Source organism: Micromonospora sp. NBC_01699 (assembly GCF_036250065.1).
In the GTDB taxonomy this organism is placed as follows: Bacteria; Actinomycetota; Actinomycetes; order Mycobacteriales; family Micromonosporaceae; genus Micromonospora_G.
Genome location: NZ_CP109199.1, coordinates 2,755,975 through 2,770,536, shown reverse-complemented (window position 1 = coordinate 2,770,536; position 14,562 = coordinate 2,755,975). Strand labels below are relative to the sequence as shown.

The 14,562-nt window shown below is 70.2% G+C and carries 14 protein-coding genes; 11 read left to right on the top strand and 3 right to left on the bottom strand.

Features of this window, described 5'->3' with window-relative positions; all coding sequences use genetic code 11:
• Nucleotides 1–335 precede the first annotated feature (335 nt).
• The 6 genes from OG792_RS12470 to OG792_RS12445 all read left to right on the top strand — a co-directional run bounded on the left by OG792_RS12470 (nucleotide 336) and on the right by OG792_RS12445 (nucleotide 6,085).
• Nucleotides 336–641, top strand: coding sequence for a DUF6289 family protein (locus OG792_RS12470; RefSeq protein WP_329109581.1), 306 nt, complete (start codon nucleotides 336–338; stop codon nucleotides 639–641).
• Nucleotides 642–731: 90 nt separating this feature from the next.
• The gene (locus OG792_RS12465; RefSeq protein WP_442932467.1) at nucleotides 732–1,958 is read left to right on the top strand and encodes a glycosyltransferase 87 family protein; all 1,227 of its coding nucleotides are present in this window, start codon (nucleotides 732–734) and stop codon (nucleotides 1,956–1,958) included.
• 93 nt (nucleotides 1,959–2,051) lie between these two features.
• Complete coding sequence (locus tag OG792_RS12460; protein WP_329109580.1) at nucleotides 2,052–3,161, top strand: endonuclease/exonuclease/phosphatase family protein; 1,110 nt, start codon at nucleotides 2,052–2,054, stop codon at nucleotides 3,159–3,161.
• A gap of 186 nt (nucleotides 3,162–3,347) precedes the next feature.
• Nucleotides 3,348–4,376, top strand: a complete 1,029-nt coding sequence (locus OG792_RS12455; protein ID WP_329109579.1) for a glycosyltransferase family 2 protein — start codon at nucleotides 3,348–3,350, stop codon at nucleotides 4,374–4,376.
• Nucleotides 4,373–5,410, top strand: coding sequence for a lysylphosphatidylglycerol synthase domain-containing protein (locus tag OG792_RS12450; protein WP_329109577.1), 1,038 nt, complete (start codon nucleotides 4,373–4,375; stop codon nucleotides 5,408–5,410). The genes OG792_RS12455 and OG792_RS12450 overlap by 4 nt, the downstream gene beginning before the upstream one ends.
• Nucleotides 5,411–5,437: 27 nt before the next feature.
• Entirely contained in the window at nucleotides 5,438–6,085 is a 648-nt protein-coding gene (locus OG792_RS12445) for a class I SAM-dependent methyltransferase (protein ID WP_329109576.1), read from the top strand.
• 91 nt (nucleotides 6,086–6,176) lie between these two features.
• Here OG792_RS12445 and OG792_RS12440 read toward each other — a convergent pair whose 3' ends face one another.
• The 3 genes from OG792_RS12440 to OG792_RS12430 all read right to left on the bottom strand — a co-directional run bounded on the left by OG792_RS12440 (nucleotide 6,177) and on the right by OG792_RS12430 (nucleotide 8,801).
• Entirely contained in the window at nucleotides 6,177–6,983 is an 807-nt protein-coding gene (locus OG792_RS12440; RefSeq protein WP_329109575.1) for an AfsR/SARP family transcriptional regulator, read from the bottom strand.
• 94 nt (nucleotides 6,984–7,077) lie between these two features.
• Complete coding sequence (locus OG792_RS12435) at nucleotides 7,078–7,794, bottom strand: polysaccharide deacetylase family protein (RefSeq protein WP_329109574.1); 717 nt, start codon at nucleotides 7,792–7,794, stop codon at nucleotides 7,078–7,080.
• Complete coding sequence (locus OG792_RS12430) at nucleotides 7,791–8,801, bottom strand: glycosyltransferase family 2 protein (RefSeq protein ID WP_442932408.1); 1,011 nt, start codon at nucleotides 8,799–8,801, stop codon at nucleotides 7,791–7,793. Before OG792_RS12430 ends, OG792_RS12435 begins: the two co-directional genes overlap by 4 nt.
• Nucleotides 8,802–9,068: 267 nt before the next feature.
• Between OG792_RS12430 and OG792_RS12425 the strand changes: the two genes are divergently transcribed.
• From OG792_RS12425 to OG792_RS12405, 5 genes are read left to right on the top strand one after another with little or no spacing between them, the layout of a single operon-like run.
• Complete coding sequence (locus OG792_RS12425) at nucleotides 9,069–10,382, top strand: aspartate aminotransferase family protein (RefSeq protein WP_329111233.1); 1,314 nt, start codon at nucleotides 9,069–9,071, stop codon at nucleotides 10,380–10,382.
• The gene (locus tag OG792_RS12420; protein WP_329109572.1) at nucleotides 10,376–11,395 is read left to right on the top strand and encodes an NAD-dependent epimerase/dehydratase family protein; all 1,020 of its coding nucleotides are present in this window, start codon (nucleotides 10,376–10,378) and stop codon (nucleotides 11,393–11,395) included. Before OG792_RS12425 ends, OG792_RS12420 begins: the two co-directional genes overlap by 7 nt.
• Before the next feature lie 15 nt (nucleotides 11,396–11,410).
• Nucleotides 11,411–12,382: a UbiA prenyltransferase family protein gene (locus tag OG792_RS12415; protein WP_329109571.1), complete on the top strand. Its 972-nt coding sequence runs from the start codon at nucleotides 11,411–11,413 to the stop codon at nucleotides 12,380–12,382.
• Nucleotides 12,379–13,392 carry a glycosyltransferase family 2 protein gene (locus OG792_RS12410; protein ID WP_329109570.1) on the top strand — a complete coding sequence of 338 codons (1,014 nt, stop codon included), beginning with the start codon at nucleotides 12,379–12,381 and terminating at the stop codon, nucleotides 13,390–13,392. Before OG792_RS12415 ends, OG792_RS12410 begins: the two co-directional genes overlap by 4 nt.
• The gene (locus OG792_RS12405) at nucleotides 13,389–14,426 is read left to right on the top strand and encodes a glycosyltransferase family 2 protein (protein ID WP_329109569.1); all 1,038 of its coding nucleotides are present in this window, start codon (nucleotides 13,389–13,391) and stop codon (nucleotides 14,424–14,426) included. Before OG792_RS12410 ends, OG792_RS12405 begins: the two co-directional genes overlap by 4 nt.
• Nucleotides 14,427–14,562 lie beyond the last annotated feature (136 nt).

Sequence of the window (14,562 nt, the reverse complement as noted above, 5' to 3'; positions counted from 1 at the left end):
TTCGGCGGGGGATCACCAGGCTAGTCCCGCCGATCTTCACACCCACCAGACCCGTCAGAACTCACACCGTATCTCGTCCCGAAGTCGTTGATCTTCGCCACCAGCACTGACCCGGAACGGCGGGGTCAGGGCCCAAGCCCTATCGATCATGCAGTTGTGGCGCCCGTCTACTGCCACGACGGTCGGTTTGTCACCCGCCACATCTCCATGATCGGCGCGGCGCTGCGGGGCGGGGCGGGGGCGGGGCGGGCGGGCAAGCCATTGCACCTGATCGATCCCCGCAGCAGAATGGGGTGGTGTCCACTATCCGATGTGGACAAACTTGGGGAGGAAACATGTCCCGTCGTACCGTCGGCATCCGCCGGTCCCTCGCCATGCTGGCGGTCACCGCCGGCACCGCCACCGCCGTCATTTTCGCCCCGGCCTCTCCGGCGCAGGCGATCCCGTACTGCCGCGCCGGATACCAGTGCAGCTACTTCTACTACAGCTCCAACACCTTCGAGGACGTCGTCGGCGGCCGGACGATCTTCTGCGACGGCAGCAGCGACACGTTCGGCGTCACCAGCCGCTGGCTGAGATTCCTCGACGCGGAGTGCGGGGGCCCGCTCCAAGCTGACGCGACGTTGGGCGACGCTGGGTAATCCAGGTCGGTTCCAGGAAGAGTAGGGCAGCGCTCGCTACCGTTTTCTCGCCCGGCGACGGAGGGAGATCCGGTGCTGATGCCTTCTCTGATCACCCGGGCGCCGGGTCGGCTGCGATCCCGGCTGACACCCGCGACGGTCGCCCCGGTGGCGCTCGCAGCGCTGATCGCCGCCGCGGCGTTCGCGGTACACCGGGCCACCGGGCAGTTCTGGTGGGACCTCGCCGCATACCGTACGGGCGCGCTGGCCGCCGCGAGCGCGGACGGCAACCTGTACGACGCTGCCGTACGGGGCACCGACGGCATCGCGCTGGGCTTCACGTACCCGCCGTTCGCGGCGCTGCTGTTCCAACCACTCGCGTACGTCGGGCCGGACCTCGCCATCGCGGTCTGGACGTTCGCCTCGGTCCTTGCGCTGGTCGCCGTAATCCAGGTGACCCGGCGGTCGGCTGCCCCCACGGCCGACCGCCGTACCGTGGCAGCGCTGGTCGGCACCGCGGTCGCAATGCCGATCTTCGCCGTCTCGGGTCACCTCCAGGCCGGTCAGGTGGGCCTGTTCCTGATGCTGATCGTGCTGGTCGACCTGACCGGTGACCCCACCCGCCGGTGGTACGGCCTCGGTGTCGGGTTGGCCGCCGGACTGAAGCTGACCCCGTTGATCTTCGTGCTGTTCCTGCTCGCCACCGGACGGCTCCGGGCGGCGGCGACGGCGGTGGCCGGGTTCCTCGCCACGGTCGCGCTCGGCTTCGCCTGGCGACCGGCGGACTCGGCGCGGTTCTGGGGCGGCACGCTGCTCGACTCCTCCCGGGTAACGGGCGACCCCCGTACGATTCTGAACCAATCGCTGCACGGCGCGCTGGCCCGGCTGGCCGACTCGGCCGGGGTGTCCACGGTCTGGCTGCCCCTGGCCGCGCTGGTCGCGGCGGCGGGCATCGCCCTCGCCGCCTGGTGCGTACGCTCCGGCGAGCCCCTGCTCGGGGTACTGGCCTGCGCGGCGACCGGGCTGCTGGTCTCCCCGGTCTCCTGGCACCACCACTGGGTCTGGGCCGTGCCGGCGCTGGTCCTGCTGGTCGAGCGGAGCCGGTCCACCGGCAACCGGACAGGGCTCGCGGTCGCGGCCTCGGTCTGGCTCGTCCTGGTGGCGAGCACGAGCTGGGTGCTGGTCGGGATCCAGGGCTGGGACCTGCACTTCCGGGGCTGGGGCCTGGTCTACAGCAACCTGTACGTGCTGATCGGGCTGGCCGGGCTCGGCTACCTGCCGTTCCACCTGCGTCGACGCCCACCGGACGTGATCACACCCACGGGTCGCCGACCGTAGTCAAGGTTGCATCCAGGGCCGGTTCAGAAGGGGTTCCATGACGATCGGTACCGTCGCATCCATGTCCGAGACAGACACCCGGGGAGGTACGGCGTGACGGTCATCGCGCCGGAGGCGCCGGTCCGGCAGCCGGCGCCGCCGGCCAGGCGACGCGGCTGGCGCTGGTGGCTCTACTCCGCCCTGGTCGCCGCCGGTGCGCTGTGGCTGGCCTTCGTCGTGGCCCACCTCGTGCTCAGCGGCCAGTGGTGGCTGTGGCTCGCCGTGGACGCCATTCCCCCGGTGTTCTTCCTGGTCATCCCGGTGCTGTTGGCGGTCGGTGCGGCCCCGTGCCGCCGGTCGCGGGGCCCGGTGGCGCTGCTCGCCGCCGCCGCGCTGCTGCTCGGCGCCCCCCTGTCCGGGATCAACGTGCAGCGGTTCGGCGGTGGGGACGGTCCCGCTCCGGCGGACGCGATCCGGGTCTTCTCCTGGAACACCGGCTACTGGGACGAGGGCGGCGAGACCGAGGCGCTCTACCGCACCCTGCGGGAGGCGGACGCCGACATCTACCTGTTGCAGGAGTACTGGTACGAGAAGACGCCGGAACCGCTGGACCCGACCGCTACCCGGTTGCGGGCCGAGTTTCCCGGATTCCACATAGCGATCATCGGCGAGCTGATCACCGTCTCCCGCTTCCCGATCCTGCGACAGATCCCGCTGGACGCACCCGACCTGCCGCCGCCGACGGCGGGCAGCACCGACCACTGGCTCTACAAGTCGCTGCGTACCGACCTGGATCTCGGCTCGGGTCGGGTGCTGTCGACGTACAACGTGCACCTGCCGGTGCAGTTGTCACCCGAGGACAGCCCGCTGGACCCGGACTTCTACCTGGTGGTCAAAGACCAGCGCGCCCAGCGCGAGCCGCAGTTCCGGGCTTTGGCCGCCGACGTGGCAACCAACGACAACGCGGTCCTGGTGGCCGGCGACCTCAACACCAGCCCGGCCATGGGTGACGTACGCAAGCTGCCCGAGAGTCTGCGCGACGCGAGCTACGCCATGTCGTCGCTCTACCCGACGAGCTGGGCCGAGTCGTCCAACTGGCCCCGGTGGTGGCGACTCGACTGGGCGTTCGTCTCCCCCGACGTCCGGGTCCACTCGTACGAGTTCCGCAGCGCCCGTGGTCTGTCCGACCACCGCTCCCAGGAATTGGTCATCTCGACCGGATAGTCGGTCCGGAACACCGGAAAGGCCATTGGTCACGACCATTCCACGCCGTTTCGTGGCGTGGAATGGTCGTGCGCCGAATCGCGTACGGGCACCACCGAAAGGGCGCCGACAAATCAGCGGACAAAGATATTCACGGCCATTGAATTTCGGCCCGCCCGCCGCTAGCCTCGATTTGTGCGAGTGTCGGTGGTCATTCCGAATCACAACAAGGAAAAGACGATCCGGGCCTGTCTGACAGCGGTTTATGCGCAGACCCACAGCCCGGCCGAGGTGATCGTGGTCGACGATGCCAGCACCGACCGGTCGCGGCAGATCGTCGCCGAATTCGACTGCACGCTGGTCGCATTCCCGGTGAACCGGGGGGTGTCCGCGGCGCGCAACACGGGTGCGGCGCGGGCCGACGGGGACGTGCTCCTCTTCGTCGACTCCGACATCGCGCTGGCACCGGACGCGCTGGCGGTCGCGCTGCGCACGCTGCGCGAGCACCCGGCCTGCGGGGTGGTCCAGGGCATCTACGACCTGCACCCACTGTTCGCCGACGGGCCGGTCGAGTCCTACAAGACGCTGTTCGAACACTTCTGGCGGCGCCGTGCCGCCGGGCTGAGCACGTCCACCATGTTCGCCCTGACGGCGCTGCCGCGCCGGGTGTTCGAGCTGGTCGGCGGCTTCGACGAGCGGCTGCGCGACGCCGAGGACATCGAGTTCGGCACCCGGCTGCCGGCCGCGTACGAGATCCGGACCAGTGCCGAGATGGTGGGCCGGCACGACGACGTGGACCGGCTGTGGCCGTACCTGTCCGAGCTGTTCCGGCGGGCGCTGACGTACGCGGACGCGGTGGTGCTGGCCCGCTGGTCGCCCCGCCCCGAGCCGGACCGACCGACCGACGGCCGTACGCCGCACGGGGTGGACCTCGCCTCGGTCGCGGGCATGCTGGGCAGTGCGCTCGCGGTTGTCACCGTGCCGCTGGTAGCGGTCTCCGGCTGGCTGCTGGTCGTACCGGTCGGGCTGCTGGCGGTGTTCCTCGCCGCCGACCGGGAGCTGCTGGCCTTCGCGTTCCGCCAGCGGGGGTCGGTCTTCCTGCTCTACGCCACGATGATGCGTTTCCTCACCCACCTGACCGAGTTCGCCGGGCTGTCCATCGGGGTGGGCCGGGCCCTCGTTCGGCGGTTGCGGCCGGACCGGGCCCGCCCGGCGGCGTTGGGAGCCCGACGATGACCCCCGAAACCGGCGACACGTCGCCACCGACACCAACGCCGCCTCCGACACCGACAGCCCGGACCGGTGTCAACTGGTGGCGGCTGGTCAACCAGGTGCTGGTCGTGGTGTTCGTGGTGGGGCTGACCGTCGGCCTGGTGCTGTTCGTACGCGGGCAGGACTGGGCGCCGGTCCGGTCGCTGGCCGCGCAACTGGACCCGGTCCGGCTCACCGCCGCCCTGGTGGTAGCCCTGTTGATCAATGCGTCCGGGTTGCTGCTCGGGATGCTCTCCTGGCGTGCCCTCTTCGTCGACCTGGGTGCGCCGGTGAACCGGTGGACCGCGTACCGGCTGTTCTTCGTCGGGTTCCTGGCCAAGTTCGTGCCCGGCCGGTTCGTCGCCCTGCCGGTGCTGCTCCGGATGGGCAAGGAGATCAACGTCGGGCCGGTCCGGCTGGCCGGCGTGTTCATGCTGAGCTGGGCGGTGGTGGCGCTGACCGGGGCGACCGTCGCGCTGGCCGCCGGACCGGCCGTGCTCGGCCGCACCACCGGCTGGCTACTGCTGGCCACCGTGCCGCTGGTGGTCCTGTTCGCCCGCCCGGACCTGCTCAACCTCGGGCTGGCCGCCGCCGCCCGGCTGCTGCGCCGGCAACCACCGGAGGTCACCGCGTCGGCGGCCGGTCTGCGCCGGGCGATCACCTCGCAGTCGCTGTCCTGGGTGATCTCCGGACACCACCTCTGGCTGCTCGCGGTCACCGCCGGCGCCCCGCCCGCGAAGTCCTACCTGATCTGCGTCGCCGGCTTCGCCGCGGCCACCGTGGCCGGGCTGGTCGTGGTGATCGCCCCGGACGGCCTCGGCGTACGGGAGGCGGTGCTCATGGTCGGCCTGGCCACCGTGATGCCGCTGTCGGTCGCCACCCCGGTGGTGCTGGCCAGCCGGCTGGTCTGCGCGCTCAGCGAGGTCGCGGTCGGGGCGGGCGGTCTCCTGCTCGCCCAGTACATGCACCGCCGCCGGACCGTTCTCGACCGCGCCGCCGATCCGGCCCTGGCCGGCTGAAATCACAAGAGAGATGTCGGTGATCTCATGTCCAACGGACTCGTCCGGGCACTGTCGCGACTGACCAGAATTCCGGTACGGATATTCGTCCGTCCCAATCGCAGGATCAACGCCGCGATGTGGGACACCCAGTACGCACTCGGTCTGTGGAACTACCTGGACGACATGTCCGACGGCACGGTGCCGCTGTCGCTGATCGAGACCTGGGCCCCGCGACCGACCATTCTCGACCTCGGCTGTGGCACCAGCGCGAACCTGCCGTTGACCGCCGGGTCGTACCGGCATTATCACGGGGTCGACATCAGTCGTAAGGCGATAGCGCAGGCGCGGGCGCTCAACCGGCCGGACACCTCGTTCGACGTCGGCGACATCCGTACCTTCGACTCGTCCGACCGGTACGACGCGATCCTGCTGCGCGAGGTCATCTACTACCTGTCCGCGGCCGAGTCCGCGGCCCTGCTGCGCCGGCTGCCCGCGCTGCTCACCGAGCGCGGCCGGATTGTGGTGCAGGTCTACGACGTGTCGCAGAACGAGGAGTTCGTGGAGGTCATTCGCAGCTGCGGCGTACCGGTGGTCGCCGAGGTGCCGACCGGGCGCGGCGCGGGGCCGAGCGGCGCGTTCTTCGTGCTCGCCGGCGAAGCGGCGGTGCCGGGGTCACGGTCGGCGGCCGGGTGAGCTGACCGGCCGGACGGACACGCCCGGAACCCGGACCGGTCGCGGAACGGGCCGACGGGCCGCCCCCCGTACGGCCCGCCGTCGGTGTCGTTCAGACCGAGACGCGGCGGTCCCACCAGGGGCGTACCGCCACCGGCTCGCTGCGCAGCAGTCTGCGGTGCAGGTCCTGCAACTGGTGTCCCGGCTCCACTCCGAGCCGGTCGGCCAGGGTGATCCGGGCGTCCTCGAACGCGGTGAGCGCCTCCGCCCGCCGCGAGGTCTGGCCGAGGGCGACCAGCAACAACTCCCAGAGCCGCTCCCGCATCGGCTGCTCGGCGAGCATCCAACGCAGTTCCGAGATCAGGTTCTCGTCGTCGCCGAGCAGCAGCCGTACGCCGGTGGTCTCCTCCACCACGTCCTGGCGCAGCTCGGTGAGCCGGATCCGCTCGGCCTCCGCGAGCGGGCCGGTCGCCTCCTGGAGTGCCGGACCGGACCACCGGCCCAGCGCCTGCTGGAACACCCGCAGTGCCTGCGGCAGGTCCGACTGCGCCCGCGCCGCGCGGGCCAGTTTGACGTCCCACTCGAACCGGGTGATGTCGACCGTCCCGTCCGGGATGTCGAGCGTGTACCCGGGGCGGGTGGAACGCAGCACCTGGGCCAGCGCGGGCGGGCGTCCGTGCGGTTCGAGCACCCGGCGCAGCCGACCGATGTAGGTGTGCACCATGTTCTCCACCGAGTTCGGCCGCCGCCCGACCCAGATCGCGTCAACGATCTGCGCCACCGACATCACCATCCCGCTGCGCAGGGCGAGCACGGCCAACACCTCCCGCTGCCGTGGTGTACCCAGGTAGAGCGCGTACCCGCAACGTTCGGTCCGGATCGGTCCGAGCAGCGAGATCGAAAGGTCATCGTCCGGCATAGGTCTCTCTCCCACCCAAGCTGTCGACCGGCGTGGCCCGGCTTCCCATCGGCGCTGGTCGGACCCGGCGGGGACCGACCCGGCACGCTCACGGTCACCCGCCTTCTTCGGGGGTGACGAACCGCAGACCCCGGTCGAGCAGCCGAGGCAGCACGGTTTCCAGGGCCTCGACGGTCTGCGAGCGGTCCCCGCCACCGTCGTGGCAGAGCAGCACCTGACCGGCCCGGCCGCGGGACAACGACCGGGTGATCCGGGGTACGCCGGGACTGCGCCAGTCGCTCGGGTTAACCGTCCAGTCAACAGCGCTCAGGCCGAGATCCGCCGTCGTACGCAGGACGTCGCGGGACCAGTTGCCGCCGGGCGCCCGGAACAGCCGTGGGCGTACGCCGACGGCCTGCTCGATCTCACGCTGGGTTCCGGCGATCTCGTCCCGGATCCGCGCTCGGGTGAGCGCGGCGAAGGGTTGCGGGTGCGACATCGAGTGGTTGCCGACGACGTGTCCGGCGGCCACCACCCGGCGGGCCAGGTCGGGGCGCTCGCGTACCCGGTCGCCGATGAGGAAGAAGGTGGCCCGTACCCGGTGCCGGTCGAGCAGGTCGAGCATCCTGGGTGTCCACTCGGGATGCGGGCCGTCGTCGATGGTCAACGCCACCCCCGCCCCCGGTACGCCGAACGCCGGCCAGTGCGGCCCGCCGAGGGTCGCCCGCCGACGGAGGAACTGCTGCCCCCGGACGGCGAAGAACAGGTAGTGCAGTGCCTGGGCGGACAGGTACGCCCAGGGCCGGGTGGCCGGGTCCGGTGAGCCGCTCATCGGGGTAGTTCCGCGTTCGGCAGCCGGGTCGGGCCGAAGTCCCGGTCGAGCAGGTGCCGGATCCCGCCGACCCCGGCCCCGGCCGCGATGGTGAGCTGGACCAGCAGGTGCACGCCGAAGAAGAAGGCGGCGAACCCGGGACCGCGCTGGCGCAGCACGAACCGGAGCAGTCCCGGGTCGGCCGCGGCGAACAGGCCGAAGAAGCCCACCGGCAGCAGCAGGAACAGCGGCCCGAGCAGCACCGCCGGTACGGACAAGGGCACCAGCAGGGCGGTGAGCAGCCCGGCCGGCCCGTTGGCCCGGATCCCGGCCGGTCCCCGCTCGGCCAGCGCGACCGGGACCAGCATCTGTGACCGGCCGAACTGCTTGCGCAGCAGCTTGCCGAGGTGGCTGTCGTCGTCGTGCCGGCAGACGACGGTGTCGGTGAGTACGGTCGCGTAGCGCTGCGCGAGCCGGTCGCCGAACTCGACGTCCTCGGAGGCGCGCAGCTTCTCGTCGAAGAGGCCGACCTCGGTGAAGGCCACCCGGCGGGTGACGCAGACCGCGAACAGGGTGGTCCGGACCCGGCCGACGTTGCGCAACCGCCAGTAGTGGCCGTGCAGCAGCCGGTACGCCTCGACCGGGCCGTCGTCGAACATCGGCCGCAGCGCGTAGATGCCGTGTACGCAGGCGACATCGGGCTGGTCGCGGAGAATCGCCAGGGCGTTGTCCAGCGCGTCCGGCTCGGGCGCGCAGTCGGAGTCGAGGAAGAACAGCATCTCGCCGGTGCTGGCCAGAATTCCCCGGTTGCGAGCTGCCGCCGGTCCCATATTTTGGTCTGCGGTGAGCAGCCGACACGGGAAGTCACCGGCGATGGCCCGGGTTTCGTCGGTGCTGGCGTCGTCGACCACGATAACCTCGGTGGTCGGATGTCGCTGTGCGTAGACGGCTTCCAGGCAGGCTCGCAGGGTTTTCGCGCTGTTGTACGTGGGGATGATGACCGACACCGTCGGGCGCATGATCAACACCTCACCGGGCGTAGGGACAAATGGTCTAGACATTGACGCATCGAAAACGATCGTGTCGCGACCACGCTATCTAGCCGCATTCGGACTGGCAAGCGTTGCCTTGAGTAGTCAAGGTTCCGTCCAGGGCCGGTCCAGAAAAGATTCCGGACCGAACTATAGCGTCGCAGTATGTCCAATTTGGTCAGCCTCGACGATTGCGACCGGCTCACTGTTCGTGAGGTTCATGACCTCTATCGCCGATACGTCAACGCCAGCCAGGTCAGCCTCATGACCTCGTTCGGGTTCGGCCGCGAATTGGTCGACCACGCCGAGGGCGCGTACCTGGTGCTGAGCGACGGGCGGCGCATCCTCGACCTCACCGGCGGCGTGGGCGTACTCAACCACGGGCACAACCATCCCCGCATCCTGGCGGCCCGGCAGCGATTCGCCGACCAGCGGCGGATGGAGGTGCACAAGACGTACTTCTCGCCCTACCTGGCCGCGCTCGGGCACAACCTGGCCCAGCTCCTGCCCGGCGACCTCTCGATGTCCTTCCTACCGAACTCCGGCGCCGAGGCAGTCGAGGGCGCGGTGAAGCTGGCCTACAAGTACCACCGGGGCCGACGCGGCACGGTCCTGCGGGCGGACTGCGGATTCCACGGGAAGCTGCTCGGATCGGGCGGGCTGACCGGCCAACCGTCGTTCGCCTTCCCCACCATTCCCGGCATCGTCCCCTTTACCTACGGCGACCTGGACTCGGTCCGCGCCGCGCTGGCCGCACATCCGGACGACATTTACGCCATCATCGTCGAGCCGTTCAGCGCGTCGACCATACAGTGGTGCGACGAAGATTTCCTTCGTGGACTCCGTGAGCTGTGCACTCAGCACGACATAGTGCTCATCTTCGATGAGATTTACACCGGCTGGGGCAAGACCGGCAGCTTGTTCTATTTCATGCGCTATCCGGGTCTTGTGCCGGATGTGCTCACCACGAGCAAGTCCTTTGGCGGCGGGAAGTCCTCCATCTCGGCGTTTGTCGCCCGCGAGCCGATTTTCCGCAAGGCGTACGACAACCTGACCGACGCCCTGTTGCAGAGCACCAGCACCACGTACTACGGGATGGGCGAGGAGTGCGTGACCGCCCTCGAAGCGATCAACATCGTGGTCGAGGACGACTACCCGGGCCGGGCCCGGGAGCTGGAACGCGTACTGGAACCGGCGCTGCACCGGCTGGCCAAGGAGTTCCCGGACGCGGTGGGCCGGGTCGCCGGCGCCGGGGCGCTGTGGGGCGTACACATCGACGGCGGGCCGAAGATCCTCGACCTGGTGGCCAAGGTCGCCCCGGCCGGCATGGCCCGCGACCCCCGGTTCAAGGCCAAGCTGGTCACCTGCGCGGTGATCAACGCCCTCTACCAGGACCACCAGATCTTCACCTACTACACCCTCAACGGGCTCAACCCGCTGATCTTCGGTCCCTCGCTGGTCACCGAACCGACCGACGTGCAGCGCGCCACCGACGCGCTCGGCGAGGTGCTGAGCCAGGGCCTGACCCGGCTGGTCACCCGGTTCGTGGCGCAGAAGGTGGGGTCGTCGCTGTGGTGATCACCATTACCGGGGCGGCCGGCATGCTCGGCGCCCGGCTGGCCGAACGGCTCGCCGCCGACGGGCACGACATCCAGGGCGTGGACCTGCGGTCCGGCCCCGGCGTGACCGTGGTCGGCGACATCCGGGACCGGCGGGTGATGGACCGGGCCACCGCCGGTGCCGCGACCCTGATCCACTGCGCGGCGGCGCTGCCCAGCTACCCCGCCAACGAGATCCGCTCGATCATCGTCGACGGCACCGAGAATGTGCTCGCCGCGGCCCACCGGGCCCGGGTACGACACGTCGTGCACGTCTCCTCCACCGCCGTCTACGGCCTGCCGAAACTCGTACCCACGCCCGAGGAACACCCGCGCACCCCGGTCGACACCTACAGCGCGGCCAAGGCCGCGGCCGAGGAGGTCGCCGAACGCTACCGGGCCACCGGCACCAAGCTGTCCATCCTGCGGCCGAAGACCTTCCTCGGTCCCGGCCGGATGGGACTGTTCGCCATGCTCTTCGAGTGGGCCGAGGAGGGGCGCAACTTCCCCGTCCTCGGGCGCGGCGACGTACGGATCCAGATGTTCGCCGTCGACGACCTGGTGGACGCCGTCGTCACCGTGCTGCACGCGCCGGACGACGCGGCCAACGACACGTACAACCTCGGGGCGGAGCGGTTCGACACCCTGCGGGCGGACTTCCAGGTGGTGCTGGACGCGGCCGGGCACGGCAAACGGGTCGTCTCGCTGCCGGCCAGGCCCGCGCTCGCCGCCCTCGACCTGCTGGAGCGCACCCGGCTCTCCCCCGTCTACGGCCGACTGCTGCACAAACTCATGGGCGACTCGTACGTCAGCATCGACAAGGCCCAGCAGCGGCTCGGCTTCGCGCCCAAGCTGTCCAACTCGGACGCGATCCTGCGCACCTACGAGTGGTGGCGGGAGCAGCGACACCGGACCGAGCCCGCGCAGCGTGGACGGACCAGCCGCGATCCCTGGAAACAGGGCGCCCTGGCCTTCGCGAAGATCTTCTTCTGACCGGAGGACCCCATCGTGACCGCCGTCGAGACCACGGTCGAGCGGACCGTCCCCGCCGCCGCTCCCCGACGTGCCGCCCGTGCGCCCGCACTGGCCCGGCACCTGATCGCGCTGACCCGGCCCGGCCACTGGGTCAAGAACATCCTGGCCGTACCCCTGGCGTTGGTCGACGCACCGGCGTGGACCGGCGCGACGCTGCTGCGTACCGGGTGGGCGGTGCTGGCGTTCACCCTCGCCTCGTCGCTGATCTACGTGGTCAACGACATCGCCGACCGCCGGCTGGACCGGGAGCACCCGGTCAAGAAACACCGGCCGATCGCCAGTGGCCGGGTGCCGGTGCCGGTGGCCTGGGTGCTCGCCGCCGGTCTGGCCGGACTGCTGGTGACCACGGTGCTCGCCGGGCCGAACATGTCCTGGTGGCCGCTGGTGGTCTACCTCGCGCTCAGCGCCGCGTACAGCCGGCGGCTCAAGCACCTGCCGCTGCTCGACATCTGCGTGGTCGCCGCCGGGTTCGTGCTGCGCGTCCTCCAGGGGTACGCGGCCACCGACGGACCCGCGTCCGGTCTGCTGCTGACCGCCGTCTTCACCGGCTGCCTGGTACTGATCCTGGGCAAGCGACGGGCCGAGATCGCCGTCGCCGGGGTGTCCCACCGGCCGGCACTCGCCGGCTACAACGTCGTGCTCGCCGACCACCTGCTCGGGCTCAACGCCTCGCTGGCCGCCGCCACCTTCCTGCTCTACCTCCACACGGAGGCACCGATCGACCCGCTCCGTCCGGGCGTACTGCTGGTCGTGGTGCCGCTGGGACTGCTCGCCGCCTTCCGCTACCTTCAATCGGTCCTGGTGCTCCAGCTCGGCGGCGACCCCATCCGGGCCCTGCTCCGGGACCCCATGATCGTGACCAGCGCCGCCCTGATCGGCACCGCGCTGGCCGTGGCGGAGGTCGCTGCCCGCTATCCGGAACTGCTGACATGGATGGACAGATGAACAAGCCGCTCGTCTCGGTCATCGTGCCGAACTTCAACTACGCCCGCGCGCTCGGCATGTGCCTCACCTCGCTCAAGGCGCAGACCTATCCGCACCTCGAAATCATCGTGGTGGACGATTGCAGCACCGACGACTCGGTGACGGTCGCTCAGTCGTACGGCGCCCGCGTCCTGCGTACGCCGGAGAACTCCGGACCGGCGGCGGCCCGCAACCTGGGTGCGGCGAACGCCACCGGCGAGATCCTCTTCTTCATCGACTCGGACGTGGCGGCCAAGCCGGACGCGGTCGCGAACGCGGTCGAGGTGCTCGCCTCCGACCCCGAGATCGGGGCGGTCTGCGGCAACTACGACCCGGTGCCGCTGATCCGGGACAGCCTGGTCGAGGAGTACCGCTGCCTGCAACAGTCCTACTGGCTGATCGCCGACGAGGGCCGGATCATGACCCTCTACACCGCGCTGCTCGCCATCCCGGCCCCGGTCTTCGCCGAGATCGGGCCGTTCAACCCCCGGCTGCGCGAGACCGAGAACGCCGACTACGGCCTGCGCCTGGCCCAGCGCTACCAGATCTGGCTCACCCCACGGGTACGCGGCGTGCACGACCACGACCACGAACTGCGGGTGCTGGTCCGCAAGGTCTTCACCCGCACCGCCCTGCACATCCCCATGTACGCCCACAAACCCGAGTTTCCCGGCGGGCTGAGCAGTGGGCCCCGGGCCTGGGTCAGCATCGCCGCGCTGCTGACCCTGCTGACGCTGGTCCTGCCGGTGCTGTTCGGGCCGGTGTTCCTGCTGGTCCCGCTGGCCGCGTTCGCCGCCTTCGTCGCCGGTGACCTGCCGATGTACCGGTTCGTGCTGCGGGAACGCAACTCGCTGTTCCTGGTCTACTTTGTCGCGATGCACTTCTTCCTCAACCTGGTGATCGCGGCTGCCGCGATGACCGGGGTGATCGCCTGGCTGGCCTCGGCACGGTTCCGCCGGCTCTACAACCGACCGGAGGCGGCGACCCGATGAACCCCCAACCACTCGTCTCGGTGATCGTGCCGAACTACAACTACGCCGAGTCGCTCGACCTGTGCCTGCGCTCCATCCTCGACCAGACGTACCCGAACGTGGAGATCCTGGTCGTCGACGACTGTAGTACCGACCAGTCGATCGAGGTCGCCGAGCGGCTCGGCGTACGGGTGATCAGCACCGGGGTGAACAGCGGCTGCGGCCAGGCCCGCAACATCGGCGCCGCGAACACCAGCGGCGACCTGCTCTGTTACGTCGACTCCGACCTGGTGATGGCGCCCGACGCGGTGGCCAACGCCGTACGCCTGCTCGCCGGCGACTCGACCATCGGGGCGGTGTGCGGCATCGAGGACCCCGAACCGCTGCTGCACGACACCGCTGTGGCCCGCTACCGGGGCCTCCAGTACCACTACTGGTCGATCAGCTCCGAGGGCGACATCTCGTTCCTCTTCCCGGCGGTCTGCGTCATCCGGCGGGACGTCTTCGACGAGATCGGCCCGTTCAACCCGGCGCTGCGACAGACCGAGGAGGTCGACTACGGCTACCGGCTGACCCGGCGCTACCGGATGGTGCTCACCTCCGACGTGCACGGCCGGCACGACCACGACCACGAGCTGCGCGGACTGCTGCGCAAGCTGTTCCACCGGGGTCGGCTGCGCATCCCGCTGTACGCCCGCGCCCGCCGGTTCAGCAAGGGCTTCGAGACGGCGTCCCGGGCCGGGGGCAGCCTGGCCGCGTTCGCCGTACTGCCCGCGCTGGTGGCGCCGCTGCTGTTCGGCCCGTGGGCGGCGGTGCTCCCGGCCGGTCTGCTGGTCACCTCGCTCGCCCTCGACGCCGGCATGTACGGCTTCGTCTACCGCAGACACGGCCTGCCCTTCCTGGCCTTCTTCGCCGTGCTGCACTTCGTCGTCAACGTGACCATCACCCTCGGGGTGGCCACCGGCGCGTTGCAGTGGCTCGGCTCGCGGACCTTCCGGGGGCTCTACGACGCGTCGTTCCCGGTCGACGGGCGGCCGCTGCGGGGGGCGGCGTAACAGGCACCCGCTCGTGGGTGGCGCGACGGCCGCGATCGTGCTTACATTGGTGGCGGAACGGCCGGTCATCTCCCCCCGTGGATGCCCGGCCTTTCTTTTTGCCTTCCGCGCGGCCGTGGCGCACCCGCCGCTGTGA

Coding starts and splice junctions, on each gene's coding strand:
- OG792_RS12470 (WP_329109581.1), top strand. CDS start 336: ATGTCCCGTCGTACCGTCGGCATCCGCCGGTCCCTCGCCATGCTGGCG.
- OG792_RS12450 (WP_329109577.1), top strand. CDS start 4,373: ATGACCCCCGAAACCGGCGACACGTCGCCACCGACACCAACGCCGCCT.
- OG792_RS12445 (WP_329109576.1), top strand. CDS start 5,438: ATGTCCAACGGACTCGTCCGGGCACTGTCGCGACTGACCAGAATTCCG.
- OG792_RS12440 (WP_329109575.1), bottom strand. CDS start 6,983: ATGCCGGACGATGACCTTTCGATCTCGCTGCTCGGACCGATCCGGACC.
- OG792_RS12435 (WP_329109574.1), bottom strand. CDS start 7,794: ATGAGCGGCTCACCGGACCCGGCCACCCGGCCCTGGGCGTACCTGTCC.
- OG792_RS12425 (WP_329111233.1), top strand. CDS start 9,069: ATGACCTCGTTCGGGTTCGGCCGCGAATTGGTCGACCACGCCGAGGGC.
- OG792_RS12410 (WP_329109570.1), top strand. CDS start 12,379: ATGAACAAGCCGCTCGTCTCGGTCATCGTGCCGAACTTCAACTACGCC.
- OG792_RS12405 (WP_329109569.1), top strand. CDS start 13,389: ATGAACCCCCAACCACTCGTCTCGGTGATCGTGCCGAACTACAACTAC.